General features: G+C 35.8%; 23 protein-coding genes. 10 read left to right on the forward strand and 13 right to left on the reverse strand.

Going from position 1 to position 24,342, the window contains the following annotated elements; genetic code table 11:
• Positions 1-49 precede the first annotated feature (49 nt).
• Together BUC11_RS05460 and BUC11_RS05465 are read right to left on the reverse strand one after the other, a co-directional pair.
• Complete coding sequence (locus tag BUC11_RS05460) at positions 50-424, reverse strand: hypothetical protein (RefSeq protein WP_073352670.1); 375 nt, start codon at positions 422-424, stop codon at positions 50-52.
• A 95-nt stretch (positions 425-519) separates the two neighbouring features.
• Positions 520-2,334, reverse strand: a complete 1,815-nt coding sequence (locus BUC11_RS05465) for a hypothetical protein (protein ID WP_073352671.1) — start codon at positions 2,332-2,334, stop codon at positions 520-522.
• A gap of 233 nt (positions 2,335-2,567) precedes the next feature.
• Between BUC11_RS05465 and BUC11_RS05470 the strand changes: the two genes are divergently transcribed.
• Positions 2,568-3,032: a hypothetical protein gene (locus tag BUC11_RS05470; RefSeq protein ID WP_073352672.1), complete on the forward strand. Its 465-nt coding sequence runs from the start codon at positions 2,568-2,570 to the stop codon at positions 3,030-3,032.
• Positions 3,033-3,096: 64 nt separating this feature from the next.
• On the opposite strand, the gene hemL is transcribed toward BUC11_RS05470, so the two are convergent.
• From hemL to BUC11_RS05495, 5 genes are all read right to left on the reverse strand, one after another.
• Entirely contained in the window at positions 3,097-4,383 is a 1,287-nt protein-coding gene (gene hemL / locus BUC11_RS05475; RefSeq protein ID WP_073352673.1) for a glutamate-1-semialdehyde 2,1-aminomutase, read from the reverse strand.
• Positions 4,384-4,413: 30 nt separating this feature from the next.
• On the reverse strand, positions 4,414-5,325 hold the full coding sequence (locus tag BUC11_RS05480; RefSeq protein ID WP_073352674.1) for a glucosaminidase domain-containing protein: 912 nt from the start codon (positions 5,323-5,325) through the stop codon (positions 4,414-4,416).
• Positions 5,318-6,214 carry a 1-aminocyclopropane-1-carboxylate deaminase/D-cysteine desulfhydrase gene (locus BUC11_RS05485; RefSeq protein ID WP_139259427.1) on the reverse strand — a complete coding sequence of 299 codons (897 nt, stop codon included), beginning with the start codon at positions 6,212-6,214 and terminating at the stop codon, positions 5,318-5,320. Before BUC11_RS05485 ends, BUC11_RS05480 begins: the two co-directional genes overlap by 8 nt.
• A gap of 87 nt (positions 6,215-6,301) precedes the next feature.
• Positions 6,302-8,134, reverse strand: a complete 1,833-nt coding sequence (locus BUC11_RS05490; protein ID WP_084129529.1) for a T9SS type A sorting domain-containing protein — start codon at positions 8,132-8,134, stop codon at positions 6,302-6,304.
• Between the two features lie 436 nt (positions 8,135-8,570).
• Positions 8,571-8,912: a hypothetical protein gene (locus BUC11_RS05495; RefSeq protein ID WP_073352676.1), complete on the reverse strand. Its 342-nt coding sequence runs from the start codon at positions 8,910-8,912 to the stop codon at positions 8,571-8,573.
• Positions 8,913-9,035: 123 nt separating this feature from the next.
• Here BUC11_RS05495 and BUC11_RS16940 point away from each other — a divergent pair, with 123 nt between their 5' ends.
• From BUC11_RS16940 to BUC11_RS05515, 5 genes are all read left to right on the forward strand, one after another.
• The gene (locus tag BUC11_RS16940; RefSeq protein ID WP_175455457.1) at positions 9,036-9,212 is read left to right on the forward strand and encodes a C1orf53 family protein; all 177 of its coding nucleotides are present in this window, start codon (positions 9,036-9,038) and stop codon (positions 9,210-9,212) included.
• A 174-nt stretch (positions 9,213-9,386) separates the two neighbouring features.
• Positions 9,387-11,369, forward strand: coding sequence for a urocanate hydratase (locus BUC11_RS05500; RefSeq protein ID WP_073352677.1), 1,983 nt, complete (start codon positions 9,387-9,389; stop codon positions 11,367-11,369).
• 49 nt (positions 11,370-11,418) lie between these two features.
• Positions 11,419-11,955 (forward strand): DUF4136 domain-containing protein, encoded by a 537-nt coding sequence (locus BUC11_RS05505; RefSeq protein ID WP_073352678.1) that lies wholly within the window; start codon positions 11,419-11,421, stop codon positions 11,953-11,955.
• A 58-nt stretch (positions 11,956-12,013) separates the two neighbouring features.
• On the forward strand, positions 12,014-12,415 hold the full coding sequence (locus BUC11_RS05510; protein ID WP_073352679.1) for a group III truncated hemoglobin: 402 nt from the start codon (positions 12,014-12,016) through the stop codon (positions 12,413-12,415).
• 62 nt (positions 12,416-12,477) lie between these two features.
• On the forward strand, positions 12,478-13,611 hold the full coding sequence (locus tag BUC11_RS05515) for an esterase-like activity of phytase family protein (RefSeq protein WP_073352680.1): 1,134 nt from the start codon (positions 12,478-12,480) through the stop codon (positions 13,609-13,611).
• A 35-nt stretch (positions 13,612-13,646) separates the two neighbouring features.
• Here BUC11_RS05515 and BUC11_RS05520 read toward each other — a convergent pair whose 3' ends face one another.
• Together BUC11_RS05520 and BUC11_RS05525 are read right to left on the reverse strand one after the other, a co-directional pair.
• Complete coding sequence (locus tag BUC11_RS05520; RefSeq protein WP_073352681.1) at positions 13,647-13,940, reverse strand: type II toxin-antitoxin system RelE/ParE family toxin; 294 nt, start codon at positions 13,938-13,940, stop codon at positions 13,647-13,649.
• Positions 13,937-14,185, reverse strand: coding sequence for a hypothetical protein (locus BUC11_RS05525; protein WP_139259428.1), 249 nt, complete (start codon positions 14,183-14,185; stop codon positions 13,937-13,939). The genes BUC11_RS05520 and BUC11_RS05525 overlap by 4 nt, the downstream gene beginning before the upstream one ends.
• A gap of 350 nt (positions 14,186-14,535) precedes the next feature.
• Here BUC11_RS05525 and BUC11_RS05530 point away from each other — a divergent pair, with 350 nt between their 5' ends.
• The gene (locus BUC11_RS05530) at positions 14,536-16,293 is read left to right on the forward strand and encodes an aromatic amino acid hydroxylase (protein WP_073352683.1); all 1,758 of its coding nucleotides are present in this window, start codon (positions 14,536-14,538) and stop codon (positions 16,291-16,293) included.
• Between the two features lie 237 nt (positions 16,294-16,530).
• On the opposite strand, the gene BUC11_RS05535 is transcribed toward BUC11_RS05530, so the two are convergent.
• The 4 genes from BUC11_RS05535 to alaS all read right to left on the reverse strand — a co-directional run bounded on the left by BUC11_RS05535 (position 16,531) and on the right by alaS (position 21,900).
• Positions 16,531-17,151: a DUF4230 domain-containing protein gene (locus BUC11_RS05535; RefSeq protein WP_073352684.1), complete on the reverse strand. Its 621-nt coding sequence runs from the start codon at positions 17,149-17,151 to the stop codon at positions 16,531-16,533.
• Positions 17,152-17,153: 2 nt separating this feature from the next.
• Positions 17,154-18,104: a GSCFA domain-containing protein gene (locus BUC11_RS05540; RefSeq protein WP_073352685.1), complete on the reverse strand. Its 951-nt coding sequence runs from the start codon at positions 18,102-18,104 to the stop codon at positions 17,154-17,156.
• A 148-nt stretch (positions 18,105-18,252) separates the two neighbouring features.
• Entirely contained in the window at positions 18,253-19,032 is a 780-nt protein-coding gene (locus BUC11_RS05545; RefSeq protein ID WP_073352686.1) for a hypothetical protein, read from the reverse strand.
• Between the two features lie 234 nt (positions 19,033-19,266).
• Positions 19,267-21,900 (reverse strand): alanine--tRNA ligase, encoded by a 2,634-nt coding sequence (alaS, locus tag BUC11_RS05550; protein ID WP_073352687.1) that lies wholly within the window; start codon positions 21,898-21,900, stop codon positions 19,267-19,269.
• Positions 21,901-22,269: 369 nt separating this feature from the next.
• Between alaS and BUC11_RS05555 the strand changes: the two genes are divergently transcribed.
• The 3 genes from BUC11_RS05555 to BUC11_RS05565 all read left to right on the forward strand — a co-directional run bounded on the left by BUC11_RS05555 (position 22,270) and on the right by BUC11_RS05565 (position 24,332).
• Positions 22,270-23,247 (forward strand): M23 family metallopeptidase, encoded by a 978-nt coding sequence (locus BUC11_RS05555; RefSeq protein ID WP_073352688.1) that lies wholly within the window; start codon positions 22,270-22,272, stop codon positions 23,245-23,247.
• 99 nt (positions 23,248-23,346) lie between these two features.
• A complete protein-coding gene (locus BUC11_RS05560; protein WP_073352689.1) occupies positions 23,347-23,679 on the forward strand; it encodes a MerR family transcriptional regulator in 333 nt (110 codons plus the stop codon).
• Between the two features lie 65 nt (positions 23,680-23,744).
• On the forward strand, positions 23,745-24,332 hold the full coding sequence (locus BUC11_RS05565) for a LemA family protein (protein WP_073352690.1): 588 nt from the start codon (positions 23,745-23,747) through the stop codon (positions 24,330-24,332).
• Positions 24,333-24,342: the final 10 nt, after the last annotated feature.

Raw genomic sequence — 24,342 nt, forward strand, 5'->3', positions numbered from 1 at the left:
TCCGTTTAAAAAAAACGAATTAATAAAAGCACACTACGTGCCTAAAAATTTAAGAAATGAAAGCGGGCGGGTGAAACACAGAAGCACTATTCAAGTGAAAATATAAATTAGAATAGTAGGAGTTTGTTTTTTCTTTGGTTCCAAAACAAAGCGGTATAATATCAAAAGATTTTATTTCCTCAAAAATGAGTACGTCAAGGATTGAAGTCGTTCCTTTTTTATCTGTAGAAAGAGGCTTTTCAGCATCAGAAGCTTTAGCCAATTCTTTCATCAAATGACACTTTCCGTTACATTGCATTTTAGGTTTGTCCTTATTGATACAAAGCACTTTTGAAATGTATTCATAATTGATAACATACTCTAAAACCGGAAGGACTGGCTTTACAAGTAGGATTAATACAATTATGAATATGATTTTTTTCACGGTGCAAATTTACAACATCATGGAGTATAAAAAATGTTTTTAAATAGAATAATCCTGTAAAAATCATTCTATTTAAAAACAACTTTCTGGAGGCTTTACGCCAATTTCAATTCGGGGATTTCAATCTCAAATAATTCTAATTTATAGGAATTAAATTGACTAAGAATCTCTTTTTTAGTACTTTCGAAAAAAGGAGTTATTGAAAATAAATCTTCATAATATTCGATTCCTTGTAGCAAATTATTTTTAAACGAATTCCATTTTTTAATTTGTCCCAAAGTGATTTCTTCCGTAACTGCTGATATTTCATTTTTCAGATAATCCAAATACATTTTTAACTCTTTCACAAATAGATTTGGTCGATTGGTAACCGTCAATACTGATGCGTTTCCATAAATATGCTGCACCATTTTAGACAGTGAAACTTCTTGATCAAAATAAGCCATATTGGGTCCTGGACAAATAATGACGCCTTGCGCCTGACCTTTTATTTTAATGTCATTCTCCAAATACGAAGCATTAGCTAACCCCACACAAAGACAGGCTTTCTCCGTAATACTGTTTTTCTTTTTTTCGAAAACTTCAGCAGTTAAAACATCTTTTTGAAGCAGCAATTCTTCCAGTTTCAAGTCTTGGTATTTCTTAGATGACGTACAAATTCCCGTGGCATCGTATTCTTTGCTTAACGCCAAAAAGCGTTTGGGGCAGGAACTTCCCGCTTTATTGTCATTAATTCGTTTTTGTTTTAGCGTTTCATTAGTAGTTCCTCGCAACGTGTTAAAAGGAATTCCCAACGGCGAAATATGACTTAAATACAGATCATCTTCTTTGGCTACAGCCAATAAATCTCTGGTGTGTTTATCTACCGAAGTGGCTTCAGGAACCAATAAAAACGGCGAACCCCAACCCACAGAATCCACATTATAATTTTCCAATAGAAAATCATGCTCTTCAGCAGTTCCTACGCCGCCTTGAACCGTGATTTTTAAATCCAAAGGTTGTTCTGGAACATGTATTTCTTTTTGTGCCAATGCTTTCACCATTAACTCATGCGCAGATTGAATCAGTTGTTCTTTTTTCTGTTTAAATTCTTCCAGAATTGGTCCTAATAAATAGCCTTCGGTGGCAAAAGCGTGTCCGCCACAATTCAGTCCGGATTCGATTCGGTATTCAGAAACCCAAAGTCCTTTTTTAGCTAAAAAGTTCCCTTGAATCATCGCCGAGCGAAAGTCGCTTACTTTCAGCGTGATTTTCTTCTTCAGTGCATTATTCGCATCCGGAAAGAAAGCTGAAAAACTTTCGAAATAGCTGTATAATCTTGGATTCATCCCTGCCGATAAAACAACCGAAGATGCTAATGTACTGTTTACAAACCCACGCAGCGCAGCATGTGCATCATTAAAAGTAATGGGTAATTGTTCCTCTTTGATGAAATTATCCTTATCCAATTTGGTCATAATATTAACATCAATATCGCCCGGATAAAGATTTTTCTCCAGATAATTTTTGATATTATCTTTGAAAGCAAAACCGTCTTCCATCAAATTTTGCAAGCCTGCTTTAATGGCTGATTTGTTGGGCAACATGGCAATGTAATTTTCCAAAGCTGATTTGCTTTCCGATAATTCCGTTTTGAAATTTTCGAATTTTTCCTTCACGATTTTGTCTACCAAATTCAGATACGAAGTAATGCGTTCTGCGCGGTAATCGTGAATTTTTTGTGTAATTTCCTGATAGGGTAAATCGAATTTCTTGCTGTAAAAAGCATTCATTTTTTCGATAAGCTCATCATCCATAATTGAAATAACGGACGATATTCCATATTTAGCTACACGTATCGGACTATCAATAGTATAGGCAAGTCCCATCACGGGAATATGGAACGTATGAAGGGGATTATTTTCTGTCATGTTAAAAATGATTTAATAAATAAACCCCAAAATTCGGGAAACTAAACCGTATAAAAACTGATAAATATCATGCTTTCAAAACTAGAATCCGGACTTATTTAAGTACATTTTACAGAAAAAAAACAACTTAAAATTCACATTCAATCCTAAAACCAAAAAGATAAACTTTTGTTAACGATTAAACTTTTTAGGTACATTCCTATCCTATAACTATAAAACTTAAAACAATACAAATGAAAAAATTATTTATCGTTGCATTAGTAGTTGTCGGAATGACAAGCTTTGCACAAGAAAGAAAAGCAAGACCAGAAAGAGCCAAAATGGAGCAAATGACTCCAGAGCAAAGAAACCAATTGCACTTGAAAAAGATGACTTTGGAATTAGAATTGAATGCTTCTCAACAAAAAGAAATGAGTAAAGTCATTGCTGAACAAACTAATAAAAGAGAAGCCCGAATGGCTGAAAGAAAAGGCACGAAAGCGGCAACTAAAAAACAACTTACTTCGGAAGAGCTGTTTGCTAAAAAAAGCCAAATGTTAGACGAACAGATTGTGATGAAAGAGAGAATGAAAAAAATTCTTTCAGCAGACCAATATAAAAAATGGGATGACATGAAAGGGAAAAAGCACAACCGAATGAATCAAAGAATGGCGCATCATAACGGCAGAAAAGCAGCAAAAATGGGTGATAAAAAATAATCCATTTACTTAAACTATTTCATCTTAGTTCATAAAAAAGCCCCGAATTGGGGCTTTTTTAGGTTTAAAATGTTTTAGAAATTTTGTCTATTGCCTGAATAGTGAAATCTAAATCCTCATACGTTAATGCATCGGTAATAAACCACGTTTCGTATGCCGAAGGCGCAATGTAGATTCCCTCCTGCAATAAACCGTGAAAGAATTTCTTAAACGTTTCATTATCGCCCTTTGCAGCAGTTTGAAAATCTATCACTGGCGTTGCATCAAAATGAACTGAAATCATGGAGCCAATGGTATTGATCGTAAACGTAACATTATTTGCTTTCAGCACTTTATCAATTCCTGCAGCCAAATAGGCTGTTTTCTCTGCTAATCGTTTAAAAATAGCCCGATCACTATCCAATGCTTGTAACATCGCTAATCCTGCGGCCATAGCCAAAGGATTTCCTGACAATGTTCCTGCCTGATAAACAGGACCTAGCGGAGCCAGATAATTCATGATTTCGGCACGAGCGGCAAAAGCGCCTACTGGCAAACCTCCTCCAATTACTTTTCCGAAACAAACGATATCAGCATTTACATTTAGTAATTCTTGAACTCCACCTGCAGCTAACCTGAATCCGGTCATAACCTCATCAAAGATTAATAGAATATCATTGTCAGTACACATTTGGCGTAAGCCTGCCAAAAAGCCTTTGTTTGGCGGAATGCAACCCATATTCCCTGCAACTGGTTCAACGATTATCGCTGCAATTTCATTTTTATTCGCTTCAATTAAAGCCGCTACATTTTCTAAATCGTTGTATGTTGCCAGCAAAGTATCTTTGGCCGTTCCCGCAGTAACTCCCGGACTGTTTGGCGAACCGAAAGTGATTGCTCCACTTCCCGCTTGGATTAAAAAAGAATCCGAATGACCGTGATAACAGCCGGCAAACTTGATTATTTTATCTTTTTTGGCAAATCCACGAGCAAGCCTAACTGCGCTCATACAGGCTTCGGTACCGGAATTTACAAATCTAATTTTATCGATATTTGGAACCATCGAAACGGCTAAAGCTGCAATTTGTGTTTCCAATTCTGTTGGCATTCCAAACGAAGTTCCTAATTTCGCTTTTTCAATTACGGCTTGAACCACTGGTTCGTAAGCATGTCCTAAAATCATAGGTCCCCAAGAATTGATATAGTCTATCAAACGGTTTCCGTCTTCATCGTACAAATAGGCTCCTTTGGCACTTTTGACAAAAATTGGAGTTCCACCCACCGCTTTAAAAGCTCGTACTGGCGAGTTGACACCTCCTGGAATTACTTTTTCTGCTTCAGCAAAAAGCTGACTACTTCTTTTGTATACCATTTATGAATTATAAGTTATCATTATTTTAAATTATTTTACGACCAGCTTCTGCCCAATAGAAAGTGTATTGTCAGAGAGATTGTTTTTTTGTTTTAAATCTTCTACGCGTACTTCAAATTTTTTAGAAAGCGAATAGAGCGTATCTCCTTTTTGAACTATGTAGGAAGCCAAACTAGTATTGACAGGGTTTCTGGCTTCGATGGTGAGTTCCTCTACCAGCTGTTTTTCATTGGAAACATAATTAACATCCAAAACCTGATTGTCATATTGATATAAATTGTACCGCTCAATATAAGAGATTAATTTATCTGGATATTTGGGGTCTGTTGCGTATCCCGCGGTTCGAAGTCCTCTGGCCCATGATTTATAATCGCCTTTTGAAAATCCAAAAAGTTTTGCATACCTGCTTCTTCCGGTTAAAAACACAGCATGATCCTTAAACGATTCCGATGGATTATCATATTTTCTAAAACACTCTTGTGCTGCATCATCATCATGTTTGACACTATCTCCGGTCCAACCTACATGACACTTTATACCAAAATGATTATTGGCATTCATCGCTAGATCGCCTCTTCCTGCACCCGATTCTAAAATTCCTTGTGCCAATATAATACTTGCTGGGATTCCGTAATTTCGCATATTTCCCATTGCCACATCTTTATATTGAGAAATATAAACGCGAACAACATCGTTTGTGACTACGGTTCTTGAAGTAGAAACAATTGTTTCCGTATCATTCCTTTTAGATTCCGCCTTGATTGGAATTGACGCGCTGCTTTTTGTTCTATTTGGGGTAATTGTGTTTGTCTTTCTGACCGTCCTGACGACCTCCTTTTTTGATTTTAAAGGTGCTTTTTTTGTGGTTACAATAACTGGCTTGGTGGCGGTACAGCCTATTAAAGTAAGTAGGGTAAAAAGGAGTAGGATTTTTTTAAACATAGGTATCTATTGTTGGTAACTGTTTGTTTTTTAATTTAATATTCATTCCTTGAATTCCCTGAATTCCTCCAGTGTGGATCATTAAAATTTTTGATTCTGCAGGGAAATAATTTTTTTGTATCAAATCTATAACGCCAAAAACCATCTTTCCAGTATAAATAGGATCCAAAGGAATATGGTTTTCAGCATTAAAGTGATTTATAAATAGCACTAGTTCTGCATTTATTTTTCCATATCCACCAAAATGATAGTCCGATATTAGCTCCCAATTCTCATTTTGAGCAAAATTACGAATTTCCTCTTTTAAAAAATCCCCTTTTAATGCAGGAAAACCTAAAACTTTTTGATGAGGCAAAGCACTATTAATTAATCCTGAAATGGTTCCGCCAGTCCCTATGGAACAACAAATATAATCAAAATCAGTATCTTCGTGCGTAATTATTTCCTCGCAGCCTTTGATCGCTAGCGCATTTGTTCCGCCTTCTGGAATTAGATAAAAATTGCCGAATTTTTGTTTCAAATTTTCGATAAAAGACACTTCACTTTTCAATCGGTATTCTTCCCGAGAAATAAATTCCAGTTGCATACCACAATTTTGGGCAAATAACAAAGTGGGATTTTCATTGACTTTCTGCGCTAATTCATCTCCCCTAATGATTCCAATAGTTTTGAATCCTCGTTCTTTACCTGCAAAAGCTACTGCAGCAATATGATTGGAAAAAGCACCTCCAAAAGTAAGCAAGGTTTGTTGATTCTCTGCCTTGGCTTGAAGTAAATTGTATTTGAGCTTTCTAAACTTATTTCCAGAAACAAAGGGATGAATCAAATCTTCTCTTTTGATTTGTACTGAAATAGAGTTCGAAAATGATGTTATCAACTTTTGATTCAAAGGAATTGCTTTTGGTACAAAGGTAAAGTTTAAATATAAAAAAATGCAACCAGTTCAGATTGCATTTTTGAATTATTTTAATCCGTTTTAGTTTTTAATGATCACTTTTTTGCCAACCACTCTTTTATCTTTGGAAGCCAACTTAGCAATGTAAATTCCATCTGCTAATCCAGAAGTAGAAAATTGATACGAGGCATTCACTCCTAAATCTTTTTTGACAAAAATCAATTTACCCGCTACGTCATAAAGACCAAAAGTATCAAGATCCATAAGTAAAGGGTTACCAATCATTACATTTTTAGTTGGATTATTTTGAAAAATTACAAAATTTTCTTTTGCTGCATCATCAATACCCAAAGTACCGTTGTTTTTAAATGATATTTCAAACTGTGAGTTATTTTCGCCCGCTGGCAAATCTAATTCATGAAAATCATTTACAATATCAAAGTAGGTATTTTTCACTTTGTCGTGCAAATAAACCGCATTTGCGCCACTAAAGTTGACCATTTCTTTTACTGTAATTTTGTAATTGGCTGGTTTGTCATTTCTAAAACCAATTGCAATTTTTTTATCCATATCAAAATTTACAGCATTAATAATAAACTCTGAGCCTTCAATGACAAAGTAAACATCTGACTGGATATTATCTCCAGAGGACATCGCATCCATGGCACGGTCGACTCCATCAGTTGCTTCAGGAATTAATGCCAAAGCCAATTGACGCACACCTTGATTATTCATCAAAGTATTGAATCTTATTTGTGGTGTTGGAGCCATACTTACCGTCGCATAATCAAATCCGGACACTGCTTGTATTGCAGTCATAAAACCCGTAGCACTTTTTGTTTTTACAGTACTCATCATTTTACTTGGAGACTCAACAGGTGGCGTTTCTCTAACAAACGCTCTGTAAACATTTTTCATCTGTACCACTCCATTTGCAGCACCATCAATTAAAAACCCTTGCCCTATTGGCGAAAAACGTCTTTCATAATTAGCCCCATTTACACCAGCCGTTCCTTCATTTCCAGAACCATCATAAGAATAAAATGTCGCTGGGACATAAATTCCAGTAGTTCCTAAATCTCCCGGAGCGAACGTCCCATAACCCCCTTTATAGTCTGCAATAAAGTGCGAATTCACAGTAGGATCTTGCTCCCAAAAATAAGCAATACCAGTACAATTTGTTTCAGCAGATAGAAAAGCAGATAAATCAATTGCAGAAGGATACGGATTACCAGTCAAAGTAAATTGCGCGGTTGCCACTGGTATCGAAATGGTACCATCGTTTGGCTTCCCTCTAAAATCATAACGCTGTTGGCTTCCCGGATTATTTTGAACTCCATTAACTGTAAATACATTAGTCCCTGACGTTCCTTTCATTGTGAATCCTTCTCCAGCATTTAGACTAGAACTAGATCCCACCTGAATCCAATTAGAATATTCCGATGAAGCTGTTAATTTATTGATCCAAAAAGGAGCTATGGCTAACGGACTTGCAGTCCCATCATAGTTGTTCATAGGCAACATAGAAGGCTCTTTGAAAGTGATCAAACCGTCAATGTCCTTTAGTTGCGTCACTCCAAATGGCGAATTTCCGGCAGTTGCAATACTCCCTCCTACAGGCGAACACCAATAGTTATATTGAAAATTATTTGTTGATCCTTTTTGAAAAACAGACAAACTACCGACTCCTTTATTTGCTCCAACACTTGTTGAACCTTGTAAAAGCTGTGCGTTTTCCCTCAAATAAAAAGAACTAGTAGCGGCATTTAACGCTAAATCTTGCCCAATATAAACCACCTCGTTGCTGGCAAAAACGGAACTATTAGCGCTAACATACATTTGGGCTTCAATGGAGTTTTGAATTAAAAGTACTGTTGCTAATACCATTATTTTTTTAAGTAGTTCTCTTTCCATAATCGTGTAAATTAATTGCGTTAATGCTAATTTTTTTGTTTTAAATACGATATTCCTTATAAGAACAAGACTGCTTTAAAGTCTAAAAATGAATCCGTTAGACCTAAAAAACAGATCTGCTAATCCAAGTAACCGTTTTGCTTTTGATATTACAAATACAAAACCTCGTATTTTTATCTAAAATTACAATAAAAAGACAATAGCAAACGTCATTAATACCGATAAAAAGTATAAATAATCGTTTAAATACATCTTTTTATATTTTAAATAATTATTTTCTTATAAAATTAATTTGAATAAAAATCGGAAATTGTCCAAATACAGACTCGAAAAAAAATGATCAAAAACCACTAAAAATGAGAATTTAAATAGGGGGAACTTTAAATAGAGTGCACTTTAGAAAAGAGGTGCCAAAAGTATAAAAATAGTACTACAGTTATTTTTTATGCAGCACTACATACTCTATAAACCGGAAGAAAGATCTTCTAGCCAGATATTTATTATTCTTTTCGTTAGCATAAGCTTCTCTTTCAAAACTAATGTTTCTGTAGGCGAGATTGGCGCTTTTATATTGGAACAAACGAAAAATATATTCTAATAGGTACCAAATAAAGAACGGCACGATTAAAAGTTCTACTTGCTGACGAAGATGGATTTTTTCGTGATTAATCAGAATAATATCTTTTAAATCTTCCCGATATTTTAACAATACAAACGGAAATAGAGTGACACCGCGATATCCTTTCGGAATTAAATATTTAGCAACAATTAGAAACATTCGCTATAAAATTTATAAATTTGTATTGATAAAGGCGTATCCTTTAATCAAAAACGCAATCGTTTGAGAGATGCGGTTAATTGAAAAAGTAGGTACTACGCACACCACAGAACAATCCCAATTATGATTGAACAAAGTAAGGAAAATAAAATGACAGAAGGGGAAGATTTCTATTACACTCCGGAAGGATACAAATGTTTTACTGAAAAGCACCATTTAAAAAGGGGTTATTGCTGTAAAAGCGGTTGTAGACATTGTCCGTATGGTTTTGATAAAAAAACAGGAACCAATAAAAAGTAAGCATCCTTACTAAACAAATCAACAAAAATGGATATTTGTTCCCAGAAATATCGAATCAAAATTCACAAATCCTACCACAGGTCGGATATTCGTTATCCTTAGTTGTTACATTTTTAAGAAGTAAAAGCTTCTTTAACAAATCAACATAAAAAAATAACGAATCAACAGCTAAACATGACTTTTCAAGAACAAATACAACAAGGAATTCCATCGGTTTTACCCAAACCAAAACCATACGAAATAGACATCAACCACGCCCCAAAGCGCAAAGAAATCCTTTCGACAGCAGAAAAAAAACTAGCATTACGCAATGCCTTACGTTATTTTGAACCGCAACATCACACTGAATTAATCATAGAATTCTCAGAAGAACTGGAAACCTACGGTCGTATTTATATGTACCGTTTGCGCCCCGATTATGAAATGCGCGCGCGTCCAATTAATGAATATCCAGGAAAATGTGAACAGGCCAAAGCCATTATGCTGATGATTCAAAATAATTTGGATTATGCTGTGGCACAACATCCGCATGAATTGATTACATATGGAGGTAACGGAGCTGTTTTTCAAAATTGGGCACAGTATTTATTGACGATGCAATACTTATCAGAAATGACCGAGGAACAAACATTGACCATGTATTCCGGACATCCTATGGGTTTGTTTCCTTCCCACAAAGAAGCACCCAGAGTTGTCGTGACCAATGGAATGGTAATTCCTAATTATTCTAAACCAGACGATTGGGAAAAAATGAATGCTTTAGGCGTTTCACAATACGGACAAATGACCGCAGGCAGTTACATGTATATTGGTCCGCAAGGAATTGTACACGGAACTACCATTACGGTTTTAAATGGTTTTCGGAAAATAAAACGCAGCCCAAAAGGCGGTTTATTCGTAACATCAGGTTTGGGCGGAATGAGTGGCGCACAACCAAAGGCTGGAAATATTGCAGGTTGCATCACCGTTTGTGCCGAAGTAAACCCAAAAATCACACACATTCGCCACAGTCAAGGATGGATCAATGAAGTCATTGAGAACGCAGATGAATTAGTGCAACGAGTAGCTTTGGCGCAAACCAATAATGAAATTGTTTCTATCGGTTATCTAGGAAACGTGGTTGATGTTTGGGAAAAATTTGACCAAGAAAATATCCACATCGATTTAGGATCTGACCAGACTTCGCTACATAATCCGTGGGCGGGCGGGTATTACCCTGCTGATATTTCCTTTGAAGAGGCCAATGAAATGATGGCTCAAAAACCTGATTTATTTAAAACAAAAGTACAGGAAACATTACGCCGCCATACCACAGCTATCAATAAACACACTGCCAAAGGAACCTATTTCTTTGATTATGGAAATGCGTTCTTACTGGAAGCTTCCCGTGCTGGTGCTGATGTAATGGCAGAAAATCATATCGATTTCAGGTATCCGAGTTATGTGCAGGATATAATGGGCCCAATGTGTTTTGATTATGGGTTTGGCCCATTCCGTTGGGTTTGTGCTTCGGGAAAGCCCGAAGATTTAGCCAAAACAGATTTAATTGCTTGCCAAGTTCTGGAGGAAATGGCAAAAACTGCTCCTGACGAAATTCAGCAACAAATGCAGGATAACATTCACTGGATAAAAGGCGCTCAGGAAAACAAATTGGTTGTAGGTTCCCAAGCTCGCATCCTTTATGCTGATGCTGAAGGTCGCGTAAAAATTGCCGAAGCTTTTAATCAGGCTATAGCCAAAGGCGAAGTAGGAACAGTCGTTTTAGGTCGGGATCACCACGATGTTTCTGGCACTGATTCCCCTTACCGAGAAACCTCTAATATTTATGACGGCTCCCGTTTTACGGCTGATATGGCGATACAAAATGTCATTGGAGACAGCTTTCGAGGCGCCACTTGGGTATCCATTCACAATGGTGGTGGCGTGGGCTGGGGCGAGGTAATTAACGGTGGTTTTGGTATGGTTCTTGATGGATCTAAAGAAGCTTCAAAACGTTTAGCATCAATGCTTTTCTGGGATGTCAACAATGGGATTTCTAGAAGAAGTTGGGCGAGAAATGAAGGAGCAGTATTTGCTATAAAAAGAGCGATGGAGACGCAACCTTTATTGAAAGTAACCATCCCTAATATAGTAGCCGACAATTTGTTGGATTTTTAAAATTTTGAACGTATCTTTAGGAAACTCATAGTAATCAAATAATTAAGTCATGAAAGCAATTAAACTCCTTCCCGTCGTAATACTCCTCGTAGTTGCCTCTTGCAGTTCCGTAAGAGTCTATTCTGATTTTGACAATAAAGTAGATTTTAGCCAATATAAAACCTACGCTTTTCACAAAAAAGGAATTGATAAAGTTGAAATTTCAGAATTAGATAAGAAAAGAATACTCAATGCCATTGATCGGGAATTAAGCAAAAAAGGAATGACCAAAAGTGAAAATCCTGATTTACTAATCAACATTCTCACTAAAGAAAGAGAGAAAATAGATGTCAATCAATTCAACATGGGTTGGGGATACGGTTGGGGTTGGGGATGGAATCCTTTCATGTGGGGAGGACAAAACACTATGGCTTCGTCCTCAACGGAAGGAACATTATTTATAGATTTAATTGACGGTAAGAAAAAAGAATTGGTATGGCAGGGCGAAGGCATTGGATATCTGACAGAAAATAGAAAAGATAAAGAAAATAGAATCAATGAATTTGTCGCTAAAATTTTGGAGCAGTTTCCACCAAAAGCAAAATAGATTTCGACTAAAATCAAACTTAAAGCCTACCTTTGCGTAGGCTTTTTTATTCCCAATCATGACACCACAAACCGACATTACTACACTTGAAGATATCAAATTACTAGTAGATACTTTTTATTCTAAAGTTCAAAAAGACGAATTCATTGGACCTATATTCAACAAAAAAATAGGCGATCGCTGGCCGGAACATCTCGAAAAAATGTACCGCTTTTGGCAAACTATCTTGCTAGAAGTACATTCCTATTCCGGAAGTCCCTTTCCGCCGCACAAACAATTGCCAGTTGCCAAAGAACATTTTGACCGATGGATGGAAATTTTCACACAAACTACGGATACTTTATTTACAGGGCCATTAGCCGATGAAGCGAAATACCGCGCTAAAAACATGGCAGAAATGTTCAACTACAAAATTGACTATTTCCGCAATCTTGAAAAAAACCAAACGAACAATTCATAGTTTTAAAAGTAGTTTTTTTAATCTAAAACCTGTCTTTTTCGCAAACACCAATACATTCTTTTATGCGTAAATTATTATTTCTTGTCGTTTTACCAACTTTTCTGTTTTCTTGTTCCAATTTAAAACAAACCGTTGAAAACACACCAGCTCCCAATTTAAAACTAATCAGCACCATTGAAATTCCATTTGAGGAAACGTTTCAGAATACAAAAGTAGGCGGATTGTCCGGCATAGATTATGATGCAAAAAACGATTTGTATTACCTGATTTGTGATGACAGATCGATGTTTAACGAGGCTCGTTTTTATACTGCAAAAATTCCGTTAGTCGAAAACAAAATACAAAGCATGGTTTTCCAAAGTGTTAGCTATTTAAAAAACGAAAGTGGAGAAGTTTATGGTAATTGGAATACCACACCAACCACTTCATCAGATCCTGAAGATATTCGATACAACCCAAAAACAAACACTTTAGTTTGGAGTAGCGAAGGCGCACGAGTGATTAATGGAGACAAACAAGTGTTGCAAGATCCTTCCTTAAATTTCACGGATTTAAAAGGTAATTTTCTAAGCAATGTCACATTACCAGAAAATTTAAAAATGCAGCAACAAGAAAAAGGACCGAGAAATAACGGCACTTTAGAAGGCATCACTTTTGACAAAAAATATAAAAACATTTACACCAACATTGAAGAACCACTTTTTGAAGATGGCAACCAAGCCAATACCAGCAACGGCGGATACATCCGAATCTATAAATTTGATGCGAAAACTAAAAAGAATACCGCTCAATTCGGCTATAAATTAGAACCCATTGCTCTTGAGCCCAATCCAAAAGGAACTTTTGCGGTCAATGGCGTTTCAGCGATTCAGCATTATGGTAAAAATCAGTTATTAGTAGTGGAGCGTTCCTACTCAACGGGAACACAAGCCTGCACGGTAAAAGTATTTTTATGTGACTTGAAAAAAGCTACTGATGTAAAAAACTACAACTCGTTACAAAACCAAAAATTAGATTTGGCATCTAAAAAACTGATCCTAAACATGGATGATTTGGGAATTTTTATTGATAATATCGAAGGACTTACTTTTGGACCAAAATTAGCCAATGGTAATTCCTCCTTGATTTTTGTATCTGATAATAATTTTTCGGAAAAACAAAAAACGCAGGTATTGGTGTTTGAGGTGGTGGAGTAGATTTTAAAACAATACTTAACAGTTGTTGTGGATTATTAAAACTTTTTCAATTTATCCGGGTTTTGCTTTCCATTAAAAATGTCTAGAATCAGGACTTTCTCATTCGTCCGCTCATATATAATTTTGTAAGACCAAATACTTATATGTCGAAATTTTTCTTTATTAATAATAGGATCAATTGAATATTCATAGCGTTCATCTTGTAACGACTCTACCAAATCAATTATCTTATTCAAAACTTTGTCTGCGTTTTGTGGACTATCCTCAAAAATATAATTATAAATTTCAGAAAGCGATTTGCTAGCTTCCTGAGACCAAATTACAATCATTTCTTTTGAGATAAAACATGGCTTCTAACTTGTTCTGAAGTATAGGTTTCTGCTCCATCTGCAACAGATTGACTAATAAATTCTATGTGCTCTATGTACTGGGTTTTAGTCAAAAATTTACCTTCAAAAGTATTTGCAACAACATAATTCCCGTTTAAAATAGACTCTATTTGCTCTAATAGCTTTTCATCTTGAACTGCTATTAGTTTTTTGATAATCTGATTCTTATATGACTCGATATTCATAACATTTTCATTTAATAGAGTAAAGATACCATTTTTTAACGCACAGTTGTACAGAGATTCCTTTTTCATTAGAACTAAATATCATAAGGGATAACAAAACTAAATAGTTAAAAAAACCATATAAAATTTAAACGATACTGTTTCATAAATCCCCCAAATGCCCTAGCCCCGAGTGAAATGAAAAGCTTTTTGCAAAAGCCGTTTTGGTTTTTCTTGTTGCCGCAGAGCGACCAAAGGAAGCTCCTGCTGGAACTTTAGAAAAACAAACGGGTTTGCAAAAACTTGCAATGAAAAGCGGGAAATCGCTCCTGAAATTCGTACTTTTGCAGTAGAACTACAACGTTTTCGATATGAACTCAACTTTAGAAAGCAATCCGTTATTAGACCGATTGCCAAAGCACTTACGACAATTTATTAAACCTCAGGACTATAGCGATTACACGCCTATAAACCAAGCGGTTTGGCGTTATGTGATGCGCAAAAATGTAGCGTATTTATCAAAAGTGGCGCATAGTTCCTACTTGGAAGGTTTAAAAAAAACAGGAATCGAGATTGACAAAATCCCGAGTATGTACGGTATGAATCGAATTTTAACCGAAATAGGTTGGGCTGCAGTTGCCGTGGATGGATTTATTCCACCTAATGCTTTTATGGAATTCCAAGCCTATAATGTTCTTGTAATTGCATCAGACATTCGCCAACTTGAACATATAGAATACACGCCTGCACCGGATATTATTCACGAGGGTGCCGGTCATGCGCCCATTATTGCGAATCCAGAATATGCGGAATACTTACGTCGTTTTGGAGAGATAGGTTGCAAAGCGATTTCTTCGCACAAAGACTACGAAATGTACGAAGCAATCCGACTGCTTTCGATTGTGAAGGAAGCCGAAGATACGCCACAAGCTACGATTGATACTGCTGAAAAAGCGGTGGAAGATTTACAGAACAACATGGGCGAATTATCCGAAATGGCCCAAATACGAAACCTACACTGGTGGACTGTGGAATACGGTTTGATCGGAACAGTGGAGAATCCAAAAATTTACGGCGCTGGTTTACTGTCTTCTATTGGTGAAAGTGCGCATTGCATGACACCGGAAGTAAAGAAGATTCCTTATGATATTTCGGCTGCTACGCAAAATTTTGACATTACAAAACTGCAACCACAATTGTATGTTACGCCAACATTTGCGTATTTGAATTTGGTTTTAGAAGAATTTGCCAATAAAATGGCACTTCGCACTGGCGGTTTATCGGGAATTAATAAACTTATTGACTCGAATGCTTTAGGAACTATTGAATTGAGTACTGGTTTACAAATTTCAGGTGTTTTCAGTTCCGTTATTGAGCAGGATGGCAAACCTATTTACATACAAACTACTGGTAAAACAGCTTTGGCTTACAGAGAGAAAGAGTTAGTAGGACACGGCACTTTGACACACCCAGAAGGCTTTGGAAGTCCAATAGGAAAGCTAGAAGGCATCAACTTAGCCATTGAAGACATGAGTCCAAAAGACTTGAATGCCTACGACATTTTAGAATCTAAAACCGTTAAACTGGAATTTGAAGGCGGAATCATTGTTGATGGTGAAATTGTTACCGGTTCCAGAAATTTACAAGGAGAAATTACGCTGATTCGCTTTAAAAACTGTACGGTTACGCATGGCGAAACTGTTTTATTTCAGCCGGAATGGGGCATTTACGATATGGCCGTGGGCAAGAAAGTAATTTCGGCTTTTTCAGGTCCTGCTGACGTGAATAGTTTTGACTTGATTTCGCACCTTCCGTCCAGCACCACTATAAAAGCCAAACATTCGGCTGAACGCGATGATCTAGAAATTTTATACCAAACGGTTCGAAACATAAGAGAAACCAAGGATACGGAAACTTCTTTGGCACCACTATTTGAAAAACTACAAAACAATCACCCAAACGATTGGTTGCTAGCAGTTGAAATCGTAGAACTTTTAAACGTTAGAACCGAGCCACAATTGTTGCAAGAAATAATGGTTTATCTGGATCAATTAAAAAACAAAAGACCTGAAGTAGCGCATTTGATTGCTGGAGGTTTGGACTTGATTTTTGACAAAGAGAAAGCTTAACTAAACCTCGGAATGAAAGTCTGCAGGGTCAAAATTTCACCACAAATTCCACAAATTTTCACATATTAATTTGTGAAAATTTGCGGAAATTGTGGTAAAAAATATTTGTAGAAGCTAAAGCGAAATACACTAAAATGCATGTTTTCTATTATTTGTTTAACCAATAAAAATCAACCGCAGATTCACAGATTTTTAAAATTATTTAAAATCGGTGCATCTGTGCCTAAGTTTTTTAAATTACATTTTGATTTGCTTCCCAAAATCCTTCTCGGTTTCAATCACTTTTCCATCGTATTTTAAGGTCCAACCCAATTGACTGGTCGTAATTAAAAGTTTGGATAACTCACTAATTAATCTATTTTGCGCATTGGTTTTCAAAGATGATTTCTCAATTTTCTTAGCCAAATTCGCCTTTACAGATTTGTTTATTTTATTGTAATCTTCTCCCGTGAACGGATTTAATTTACTCTGCTCCACATCATAAAACTGAATATCAGGACTAATTTTAATTTCCTCTTTTGGAATACTCACAATCGTGATTGTTTTATTGATCGAATCAATATCGTATTTCATGAGATGCAAATCATAAGCCACCGTAACGTCAGCATTCACAACAACCAACGCTTTTTTCTCGAAAGAAAGCATATCCATTAAGTATTTTTGTTGGTTTTTATAGGTGATAACTTCCGAAAAATGTCCTTCGGTTACGACCAATTTCCCTACGTTTAGGATTTGTTGCTGAATGAGATTAGTATTGTACGTGATATCTTGGTCGTCATTTTTCTTAAAATCACAGTATTTAAACAATAAAAATATTCCACCAACAACTGCTATTCCAATAAGTATTCTTCTAAGCATAATTAAAATTTCATAAATGAATATTGACTTTCCAATTTAGTGATTTTTTCTCTGACTTTAGACTCAAATTTCAAATGACTTTCTGAATTCGGGTCAAAAGGTTTGTGAGAAAGGCTTTTTTGTATGCGTTCTACCTCTTCCATCGTAGGAAAAGCAGTTTCAGAAATAGTAGTTTCCATGAAACGTTTCCAAATATAATCGATTGCGACTTGATTGGGATGCAGCATGTCTTCGGCATAAAAACGGTAGTCCCGAAGTTCATCCATCATGATTTCGTAAGAAGGAAAGTAATTTATAGTCGAAAGTTGACAGTCAAAAGTCTTATGAAGTGCACTAATTATATTGGATTTGCTCCATTGATTTTCGACAAAACCGTCTTTGATGTGACGCACCGGCGAAACAGTGAAAATAATAGTGCAATTAGGATTTACAGCATGAATTAATTTGATTGTGTTTGCAACACTTTTTTCTGTTCCTTCAACAGAAAGCAATTCTTTCTTGAACTGCTTTTGTGGCACTTTATGGCAATTGGCCACAATAGAATCACTTTCTATATTTCGATAAACCCACGAGGTTCCATACGTTATGATGATATGCGTTGATTTGGATATTTGTTGATTTGTTGATTTGATTAGTGCGTTTAAAGATGCTAATAAATCTTCTTTATTTGGATTACTCAAATCAGAATGCACATCAAAGCAATGCCAGCGTTCATTGTGAAAAAAAATGTCTTTTTCGGTGAATAATACTGTATTTATGGCTTTTTGGATAATTTTCTCAATAGAAACCGGATTGAAAATTATCCCGAACGGATTGATGGTATTTTGAAATTTAAAATACTGGAATTTATCTCCCATATTTTCAGCAAAACAAGAACCTAAAGAGACAATCTTTGAATTGTAATCTAAAGGATGATTACTTTTAGAAATGGGGATTTGGGTTCTGAATTGCATGGCTATTTTATTTACTACAAATTTGAATAATTTTAGCGAATTAAATGGTGTTTCGCTCTTTTTTCATTGGCTATAAAAAATCTAAAATTAAAAAACCCTTTCAGAGATTAAAACTTTGAAAGGGTTGTTATAAAAACAAATATTTTTATTAATAGTAGTATTCTGTTTTTAAATATCCTCCATTTCCATTAGTAGCAACACTATTTTCTGAAACCTGTTCTATTGGGTAATTATCTAAATCGTATTTAAAAGAAGTAGTATAAAAATTAGCCGATGATGTTATTTGGTCGTCTTTAGAAACACTTGTAATTACAGTACTTATCAAACTATTATTTGAAGAGATTTCTTCATTATAATCTAACAGTTTTTTGTAACCCACAATATTATATAACGGATTATACTTTGCATCATAATCAAAACTTACAGTATATTCTATCAAAGTCCCTGATGCAGTATTATCTAAAATTCTTTCGTCTTTGATGAAATTTTCATTTTCAAAATACAATTTTCCGTGAAATTCTTTTACTTGCTGATTCCCAGAAGCAATCGAAAATTTTTCGTAAGAAACCGTTTTATCTGCATTGTGAACGTATTTAATTCTATACTTACCCAAAGATATAACTTCAACTAATTTCCCTTCAAAGTAACTGTAATTAATAGTCTCCAGAAGCTGATTTGTTTTGTTTTGTGTTACCCTTTTTGTAATCAAATCCTCCGTATAGGTGAAATCGGTACGCTTATTGGCACCGTCCATGCTAACTATTTGATTACCTTTATAAGTATAAAGGGTTGTTTCTGCAGTACCGCCTTCTGAAGTCTCAACGACCTTCTTCAGCAATTTCATACTGTCGTGATTATCATTTGAACACGAATAAATTGTCAACACCAAAAACGACAAGAATAAATGTAGCAGTATTTTATTTTTCATAATAAATCAATCGCTTTTTCCCTTTAATTTTGGCACAAAAGTTCGCAAACGTAACCAAATAAAAATTCTACTTCAAAATTCATCGTTACAATCCACATATTTCGGTTGAACTACTACTTCTGAATCGAATTCCAATACCCAATAAAGATTCTAAAATCCGTTCTTTTAAACAAAAAAAACCTTTTAGAACTTATGTTCTAAAAGGTTTTCCTTTATAAAAAAACAAACAGGGTTCTACTTTACAAAGTCTATCGCTTTTTCCAAAGCTTGTTGAATTCCAGCTACATTCTTACCACCTGCTGTCGCAAAAAATGGTTGTCCACCACCGCCACCTTGTATAAATTTACCCAATTCACGCACTACTTGTCCGGCATTCAGATTTTTCTCCGCTACTAATTCTTTAGAAACATAACAGGTTAACATTGGTTTTTCTTCGTCGGCTGTAGCCAAAACTAAAAACACATTATTCCCTAAATTCCCTATTTCATACGCCAAATCTTTTGCTCCTTCCGCGTTCAAATCGACTTGTTTTGCCAAAAATTGAATACCATTTATTTCCTGAATTTCAGCAATTAAACTCGCTTTCAAATTTTTGACTTTATCTTTTACTAAAGCTTCAATTTGTTTCGCTAATTTGGCATTTTCTTCTTGCATCGAATGAACGGCTTTCAAAATATCCTGAGGATTTTTTAAGGCTGATTTTACTTCATTTAATGTGTTTTCGTACGAAGCAAAATATGCTTTTACAGCATCACTTGTAATGGCTTCAATACGACGAATTCCTGCAGCAACTGCGCCTTCAGAAACGATTTTGAAATGCCAAATTTCAGCTGTATTTTTCACGTGGATTCCTCCGCATAATTCCATGCTTTCGCCAAATTTAATCGCACGAACTTCATCTCCATATTTCTCTCCAAACAACGCCATCGCTCCTTCTTGAACTGCTTGCGCAAAAGGAATATTTCTTCTTTCAATAAGTGGTAATTGCTCTTGAATTTTTGCGTTTACAAAATCTTCTACTTGTTGCAATTCGGTTTCCGTCATTTTAGCAAAATGCGAAAAGTCAAAACGCAAATAGTTTGGATTTACTAAAGACCCTTTTTGTTCTACATGCGTTCCCAAAATACTTCTCAAGGCTTGGTGCATCAAATGCGTAGCCGAGTGATTTCTTGAGGACAAATTTCTCAAATCGGTATTTACTTTAGCACCAAAACCAGCGTTAACATTCTCTGGTAATTGTTTTGCAAAATGCAAAATCAGGTTGTTTTCTTTTTTCGTGTCGATGATTTCAATCGTTTCATTTGCTGAAACCAACATTCCTTTATCACCTACTTGACCACCACCTTCAGGATAAAAAGGTGTGTTATCTAAAACGATCTGGTACAAAACACCATCTTTTTTACTGTCCACTTTACGGATACGAGTGATTTTCACATCACTTTCTGATTGATCGTAGCCTACAAATGTTTCTACATTTCCAGGAATCAACACAGACCAGTCTTCGGTAGAAACTTCTGATGCGGCGCGGGAACGTTTTTTTTGTTCTTGCATTGCAGCGTTAAAACCAGCTTCGTCTAGTTCGAATCCTTTTTCTCTCAGAATTAATGCTGTTAAGTCAATTGGAAATCCAAAAGTATCGTATAATTCGAATGCTTTTGCACCTGCTATTATTGTTCCTTTTTCTTCTTCAATAACTTTATCTAACAATTGCAATCCTTGATCTAATGTTCTCAAGAAAGAAGCTTCTTCTTCCCGAATCACATTCGTAACCAATTGTTGTTGCAATTTGATTTCTGGAAAAAATTCCCCCATTTGATTCGCTAAAACGCTAACCAATTGATTTATGAAAGGTTCCTTGGTATTCAAGAACGTAAATCCGTAACGAATCGCACGACGCAAAATTCTACGAATTACATAACCAGCACCTGTGTTTGACGGCAATTGTCCGTCGGCAATAGCGAAAGCAACAGCACGAACGTGATCAACCACAACACGGATAGCAATATTCGTTTTCTCCTCGACTGCGCTCGGAGTGACAGCATTGTCTACATATTTGAATCCTGTAATTTGCTCTACTTTTTCAATAAGTGGCGTAAAAACATCCGTGTCATAATTGGAAGTTTTTCCTTGCAACGCCATACACAAACGCTCAAATCCCATTCCGGTATCAACGTGTTTCGCAGGTAATTTTTCCAAAGAACCATCTGCTTTACGGTTGAATTCCATGAATACATTGTTCCAGATTTCCACTACTTGCGGATGGTCATTGTTTACCAAACTCTTTCCTGAAACTAACGCTTTCTCTTCTGCAGAACGAATATCAACGTGAATTTCGGAACATGGACCACACGGACCTTGATCTCCCATTTCCCAGAAATTGTCTTTCTTGTTTCCAAGAATGATTCGGTCTTCGTCAATTAATGCTGCCCAAATATGCCAAGCTTCTTGATCGAAAGGTACATTTTCAGCGGGATTTCCTTCAAATACGGAAATGTATAAGTTTTCTTTTGGGATTTTATAGACTTCCGTCAAAAGTTCCCACGCCCAATTGATGGCTTCTTTCTTGAAATAATCACCAAATGACCAGTTCCCCAACATTTCAAACATCGTGTGGTGGTAGGTATCAAAACCTACATCTTCTAGATCGTTATGTTTTCCTGAAACACGAAGACATTTTTGCGTATCGGCTATTCTGTTGCTTTTTGGCGTTCCGTTCCCTAGAAAATATTCTTTGAACTGAGCCATTCCTGAATTGTTGAACATCAAGGTTGGATCATCCTTAAGAACAATGGGAGCCGATGGAACGATTAAGTGTCCTTTTGATGCGAAAAATTCCAGAAATTGCTTGCGTACGTCTTGTGATGTCATTTTTAATTTTAGTTTAAAGTTTAAGGTTTAAAGTTAATTAATCCCGAAACTATATCTTTTTACTATTCTTTTTTTGCCTCAGATTATCTCACATGCTCTTATTTTCAACGGAGTTCACTGAACACTTAGTGTTTGCAGTGGAAAGCTTTGAAGTTTTGAAATCTATTTTTTCTTGGGTTGGCAGAGCGACCGGAGGAAGCTCCTGCTGACTCAATAGAAAAAAAAATTTCAAGACGAGAACTTGCAACGAATAGCTGGAATAGGCACATTATTTTATTTATTCCTGAAAAAAGGATGTAACAAATGAAACATTTCTTAAATTTGTTCGTCTAACCTTTTACAGTGTGCAAAAATAGGGTATTTTAAAATATGTCGAAAGTAAAATATTATTACGATTCCGAAAATCTAGCCTATAGAAAAATAAAAACACAAAAAAGAACAAAATTTGGTGTTGTTATCTTGTTTTTATTGGCAGCGGCGTTGTTTGGTTTTTTAAGTTTTATTATTTTATTGAACACTCCTTATTTTGAAACACCAAAAGACCGTTTGCAAGCCCGTGAAATTGAAAACTTGAGACTGAATTACGCGCTACTGAACAAAAAAATGGATCAGATAAATGGTGTTCTTGAAGCTATTGAAGATCGAGACAACAATTTGTATCGGGTCTATTTTAATAAAGCGGCCATTCCAGATTCAGTTCGCGAGGCAGGATTTCAGGGGAAAAATAGGTATAAAGTGCTGGAAGGGTATAACAATTCGCAGTTGGTTATGAATACCACAAAAAGAATGGATGTTTTGACTAAAGAATTAGCGATTCAGTCCAAATCATTAGACGTTATTTTGAAATTGGCAGAAGCTAAAAGTGATTTTTTGTCAGCCATCCCTGCCATTCAGCCAGTACAAAATGAAAATTTAAAACAAATGGCTTCTGGTTTTGGATACCGCACAGATCCTTTTACTAAAGCAAGAAAAATGCATGAAGGCATGGATTTTACGGCAAAAAGTGGAACGCCTATTTATGCCACTGGTGACGGAGTAGTTGCACAAGCAGACAATACGGCTTCAGGATACGGAAATCATATTGTTATTCGGCATGGATTTGGATACGAAACGTTGTACGCCCATTTGAGTAAATACAATACCAGAGCAGGACAACGCGTAAAACGAGGTGATGTTATTGGTTATGTGGGAAGCACAGGAAGATCAGAAGCTCCGCATTTGCATTATGAAGTTCACAAGGATAAAAAAGTAGTGAATCCTCTTAATTTTTATTACGGAAATATTTCGGCAGTGGAATATGTTGTCATCGCGCAACTGGCAAACCAGGAGAATCAATCATTAGACTAATGCAAAATAGTATTCAGTGTTCGGTTTGCAGTGTTCAAATAAAAGATAAAAAATAGTGTTCAGTGACAATTCAGCTGGACAAAAAAATAAAAAACAGATATGCATATTGAATTATTTAAAGACAAAAGATATTACAGCATTGGCGAAGTAGCCAAAGCATTTGATGTTAATGCCTCGCTGATTCGTTTTTGGGACAATGAATTTGATATTCTGAAACCAAAAAAGAATGCTAAAGGCAATCGAATGTTTACCCCAGAAGATATTACTAATTTACAATTGATCTATCACTTAGTCAAAGAAAGAGGTTTTACACTGGAAGGTGCCAAAACCCATTTGAAAGAAGGACAAAAGAAAACCTTAGATAAGTTTGATATTATTCGAAAATTAGAAACAATACGCACACAATTAACAACTATTAAAAACGAATTGTAGTCAGCACGACTACATCCCTATTAAAATTTTAAATAATTAAATACTAAACACTAAAATAAATAAACATGAGAAGATTTTTGCCTTGGATTATCGGAGCGGTTGTAATTTTTGTAATTTACAGCTGGGTTAAAGGAATTAACAATACTGCTGTGACGTTAAACCAAAATGTAGAACAATCTTGGGGTGATGTTCAAACGGCGTATCAAAGAAGAAATGACCTTATTGGGAATTTAGTAAATACCGTAAAAGGTGCCGCTGATTTTGAAAAAAGCACCTTGACAGCAGTTATCGAAGCGCGTTCTAAAGCTACTTCTGTAAAAATTGATCCTGCAAATATTACTCCTGAACAATTAGCTGAATTCAACAAAGCACAAAGTGGCGTGAGCAGTTCATTGTCTCGATTATTAGTAACTGTTGAAGCGTATCCAGAATTGAAAGCCAACCAAAACTTCTTGAAATTACAAGACGAATTGGCCAGTACAGAAAATCAAATTCTAACGGCTAGAACGCGTTTCAACGAAGCGGTAAAACCATATAACTCACATATCAAAACGTTCCCAAACAGCTTATTTGCTGGATTATTCGGATTCAAAGAGAAAGCATACTTTAATGCAGTTGAAGGTGCAGATAAACCAGTTGAAGTAAAATTCTAAAAACGATTTC

The sequence above is a fragment of the Flavobacterium xanthum genome, assembly GCF_900142695.1.
In the GTDB taxonomy this organism is placed as follows: Bacteria; Bacteroidota; Bacteroidia; order Flavobacteriales; family Flavobacteriaceae; genus Flavobacterium; species Flavobacterium xanthum.

What these genes read in the sequence shown, in the direction of transcription:
- BUC11_RS05465 (WP_073352671.1), bottom strand. Translation starts at nt 2,334, where the DNA reads ATGACAGAAAATAATCCCCTTCATACGTTCCATATTCCCGTGATGGGA.
- BUC11_RS05470 (WP_073352672.1), top strand. Translation starts at nt 2,568, where the DNA reads ATGAAAAAATTATTTATCGTTGCATTAGTAGTTGTCGGAATGACAAGC.
- hemL (WP_073352673.1), bottom strand. Translation starts at nt 4,383, where the DNA reads ATGGTATACAAAAGAAGTAGTCAGCTTTTTGCTGAAGCAGAAAAAGTA.
- BUC11_RS05480 (WP_073352674.1), bottom strand. Translation starts at nt 5,325, where the DNA reads ATGTTTAAAAAAATCCTACTCCTTTTTACCCTACTTACTTTAATAGGC.
- BUC11_RS05490 (WP_084129529.1), bottom strand. Translation starts at nt 8,134, where the DNA reads ATGGAAAGAGAACTACTTAAAAAAATAATGGTATTAGCAACAGTACTT.
- BUC11_RS05495 (WP_073352676.1), bottom strand. Translation starts at nt 8,912, where the DNA reads ATGTTTCTAATTGTTGCTAAATATTTAATTCCGAAAGGATATCGCGGT.
- BUC11_RS16940 (WP_175455457.1), top strand. Translation starts at nt 9,036, where the DNA reads ATGATTGAACAAAGTAAGGAAAATAAAATGACAGAAGGGGAAGATTTC.
- BUC11_RS05500 (WP_073352677.1), top strand. Translation starts at nt 9,387, where the DNA reads ATGACTTTTCAAGAACAAATACAACAAGGAATTCCATCGGTTTTACCC.
- BUC11_RS05505 (WP_073352678.1), top strand. Translation starts at nt 11,419, where the DNA reads ATGAAAGCAATTAAACTCCTTCCCGTCGTAATACTCCTCGTAGTTGCC.
- BUC11_RS05510 (WP_073352679.1), top strand. Translation starts at nt 12,014, where the DNA reads ATGACACCACAAACCGACATTACTACACTTGAAGATATCAAATTACTA.
- BUC11_RS05515 (WP_073352680.1), top strand. Translation starts at nt 12,478, where the DNA reads ATGCGTAAATTATTATTTCTTGTCGTTTTACCAACTTTTCTGTTTTCT.
- BUC11_RS05520 (WP_073352681.1), bottom strand. Translation starts at nt 13,940, where the DNA reads ATGATTGTAATTTGGTCTCAGGAAGCTAGCAAATCGCTTTCTGAAATT.
- BUC11_RS05525 (WP_139259428.1), bottom strand. Translation starts at nt 14,185, where the DNA reads ATGAATATCGAGTCATATAAGAATCAGATTATCAAAAAACTAATAGCA.
- BUC11_RS05530 (WP_073352683.1), top strand. Translation starts at nt 14,536, where the DNA reads ATGAACTCAACTTTAGAAAGCAATCCGTTATTAGACCGATTGCCAAAG.
- BUC11_RS05535 (WP_073352684.1), bottom strand. Translation starts at nt 17,151, where the DNA reads ATGCTTAGAAGAATACTTATTGGAATAGCAGTTGTTGGTGGAATATTT.
- BUC11_RS05540 (WP_073352685.1), bottom strand. Translation starts at nt 18,104, where the DNA reads ATGCAATTCAGAACCCAAATCCCCATTTCTAAAAGTAATCATCCTTTA.
- BUC11_RS05545 (WP_073352686.1), bottom strand. Translation starts at nt 19,032, where the DNA reads ATGAAAAATAAAATACTGCTACATTTATTCTTGTCGTTTTTGGTGTTG.
- alaS (WP_073352687.1), bottom strand. Translation starts at nt 21,900, where the DNA reads ATGACATCACAAGACGTACGCAAGCAATTTCTGGAATTTTTCGCATCA.
- BUC11_RS05555 (WP_073352688.1), top strand. Translation starts at nt 22,270, where the DNA reads ATGTCGAAAGTAAAATATTATTACGATTCCGAAAATCTAGCCTATAGA.
- BUC11_RS05560 (WP_073352689.1), top strand. Translation starts at nt 23,347, where the DNA reads ATGCATATTGAATTATTTAAAGACAAAAGATATTACAGCATTGGCGAA.
- BUC11_RS05565 (WP_073352690.1), top strand. Translation starts at nt 23,745, where the DNA reads ATGAGAAGATTTTTGCCTTGGATTATCGGAGCGGTTGTAATTTTTGTA.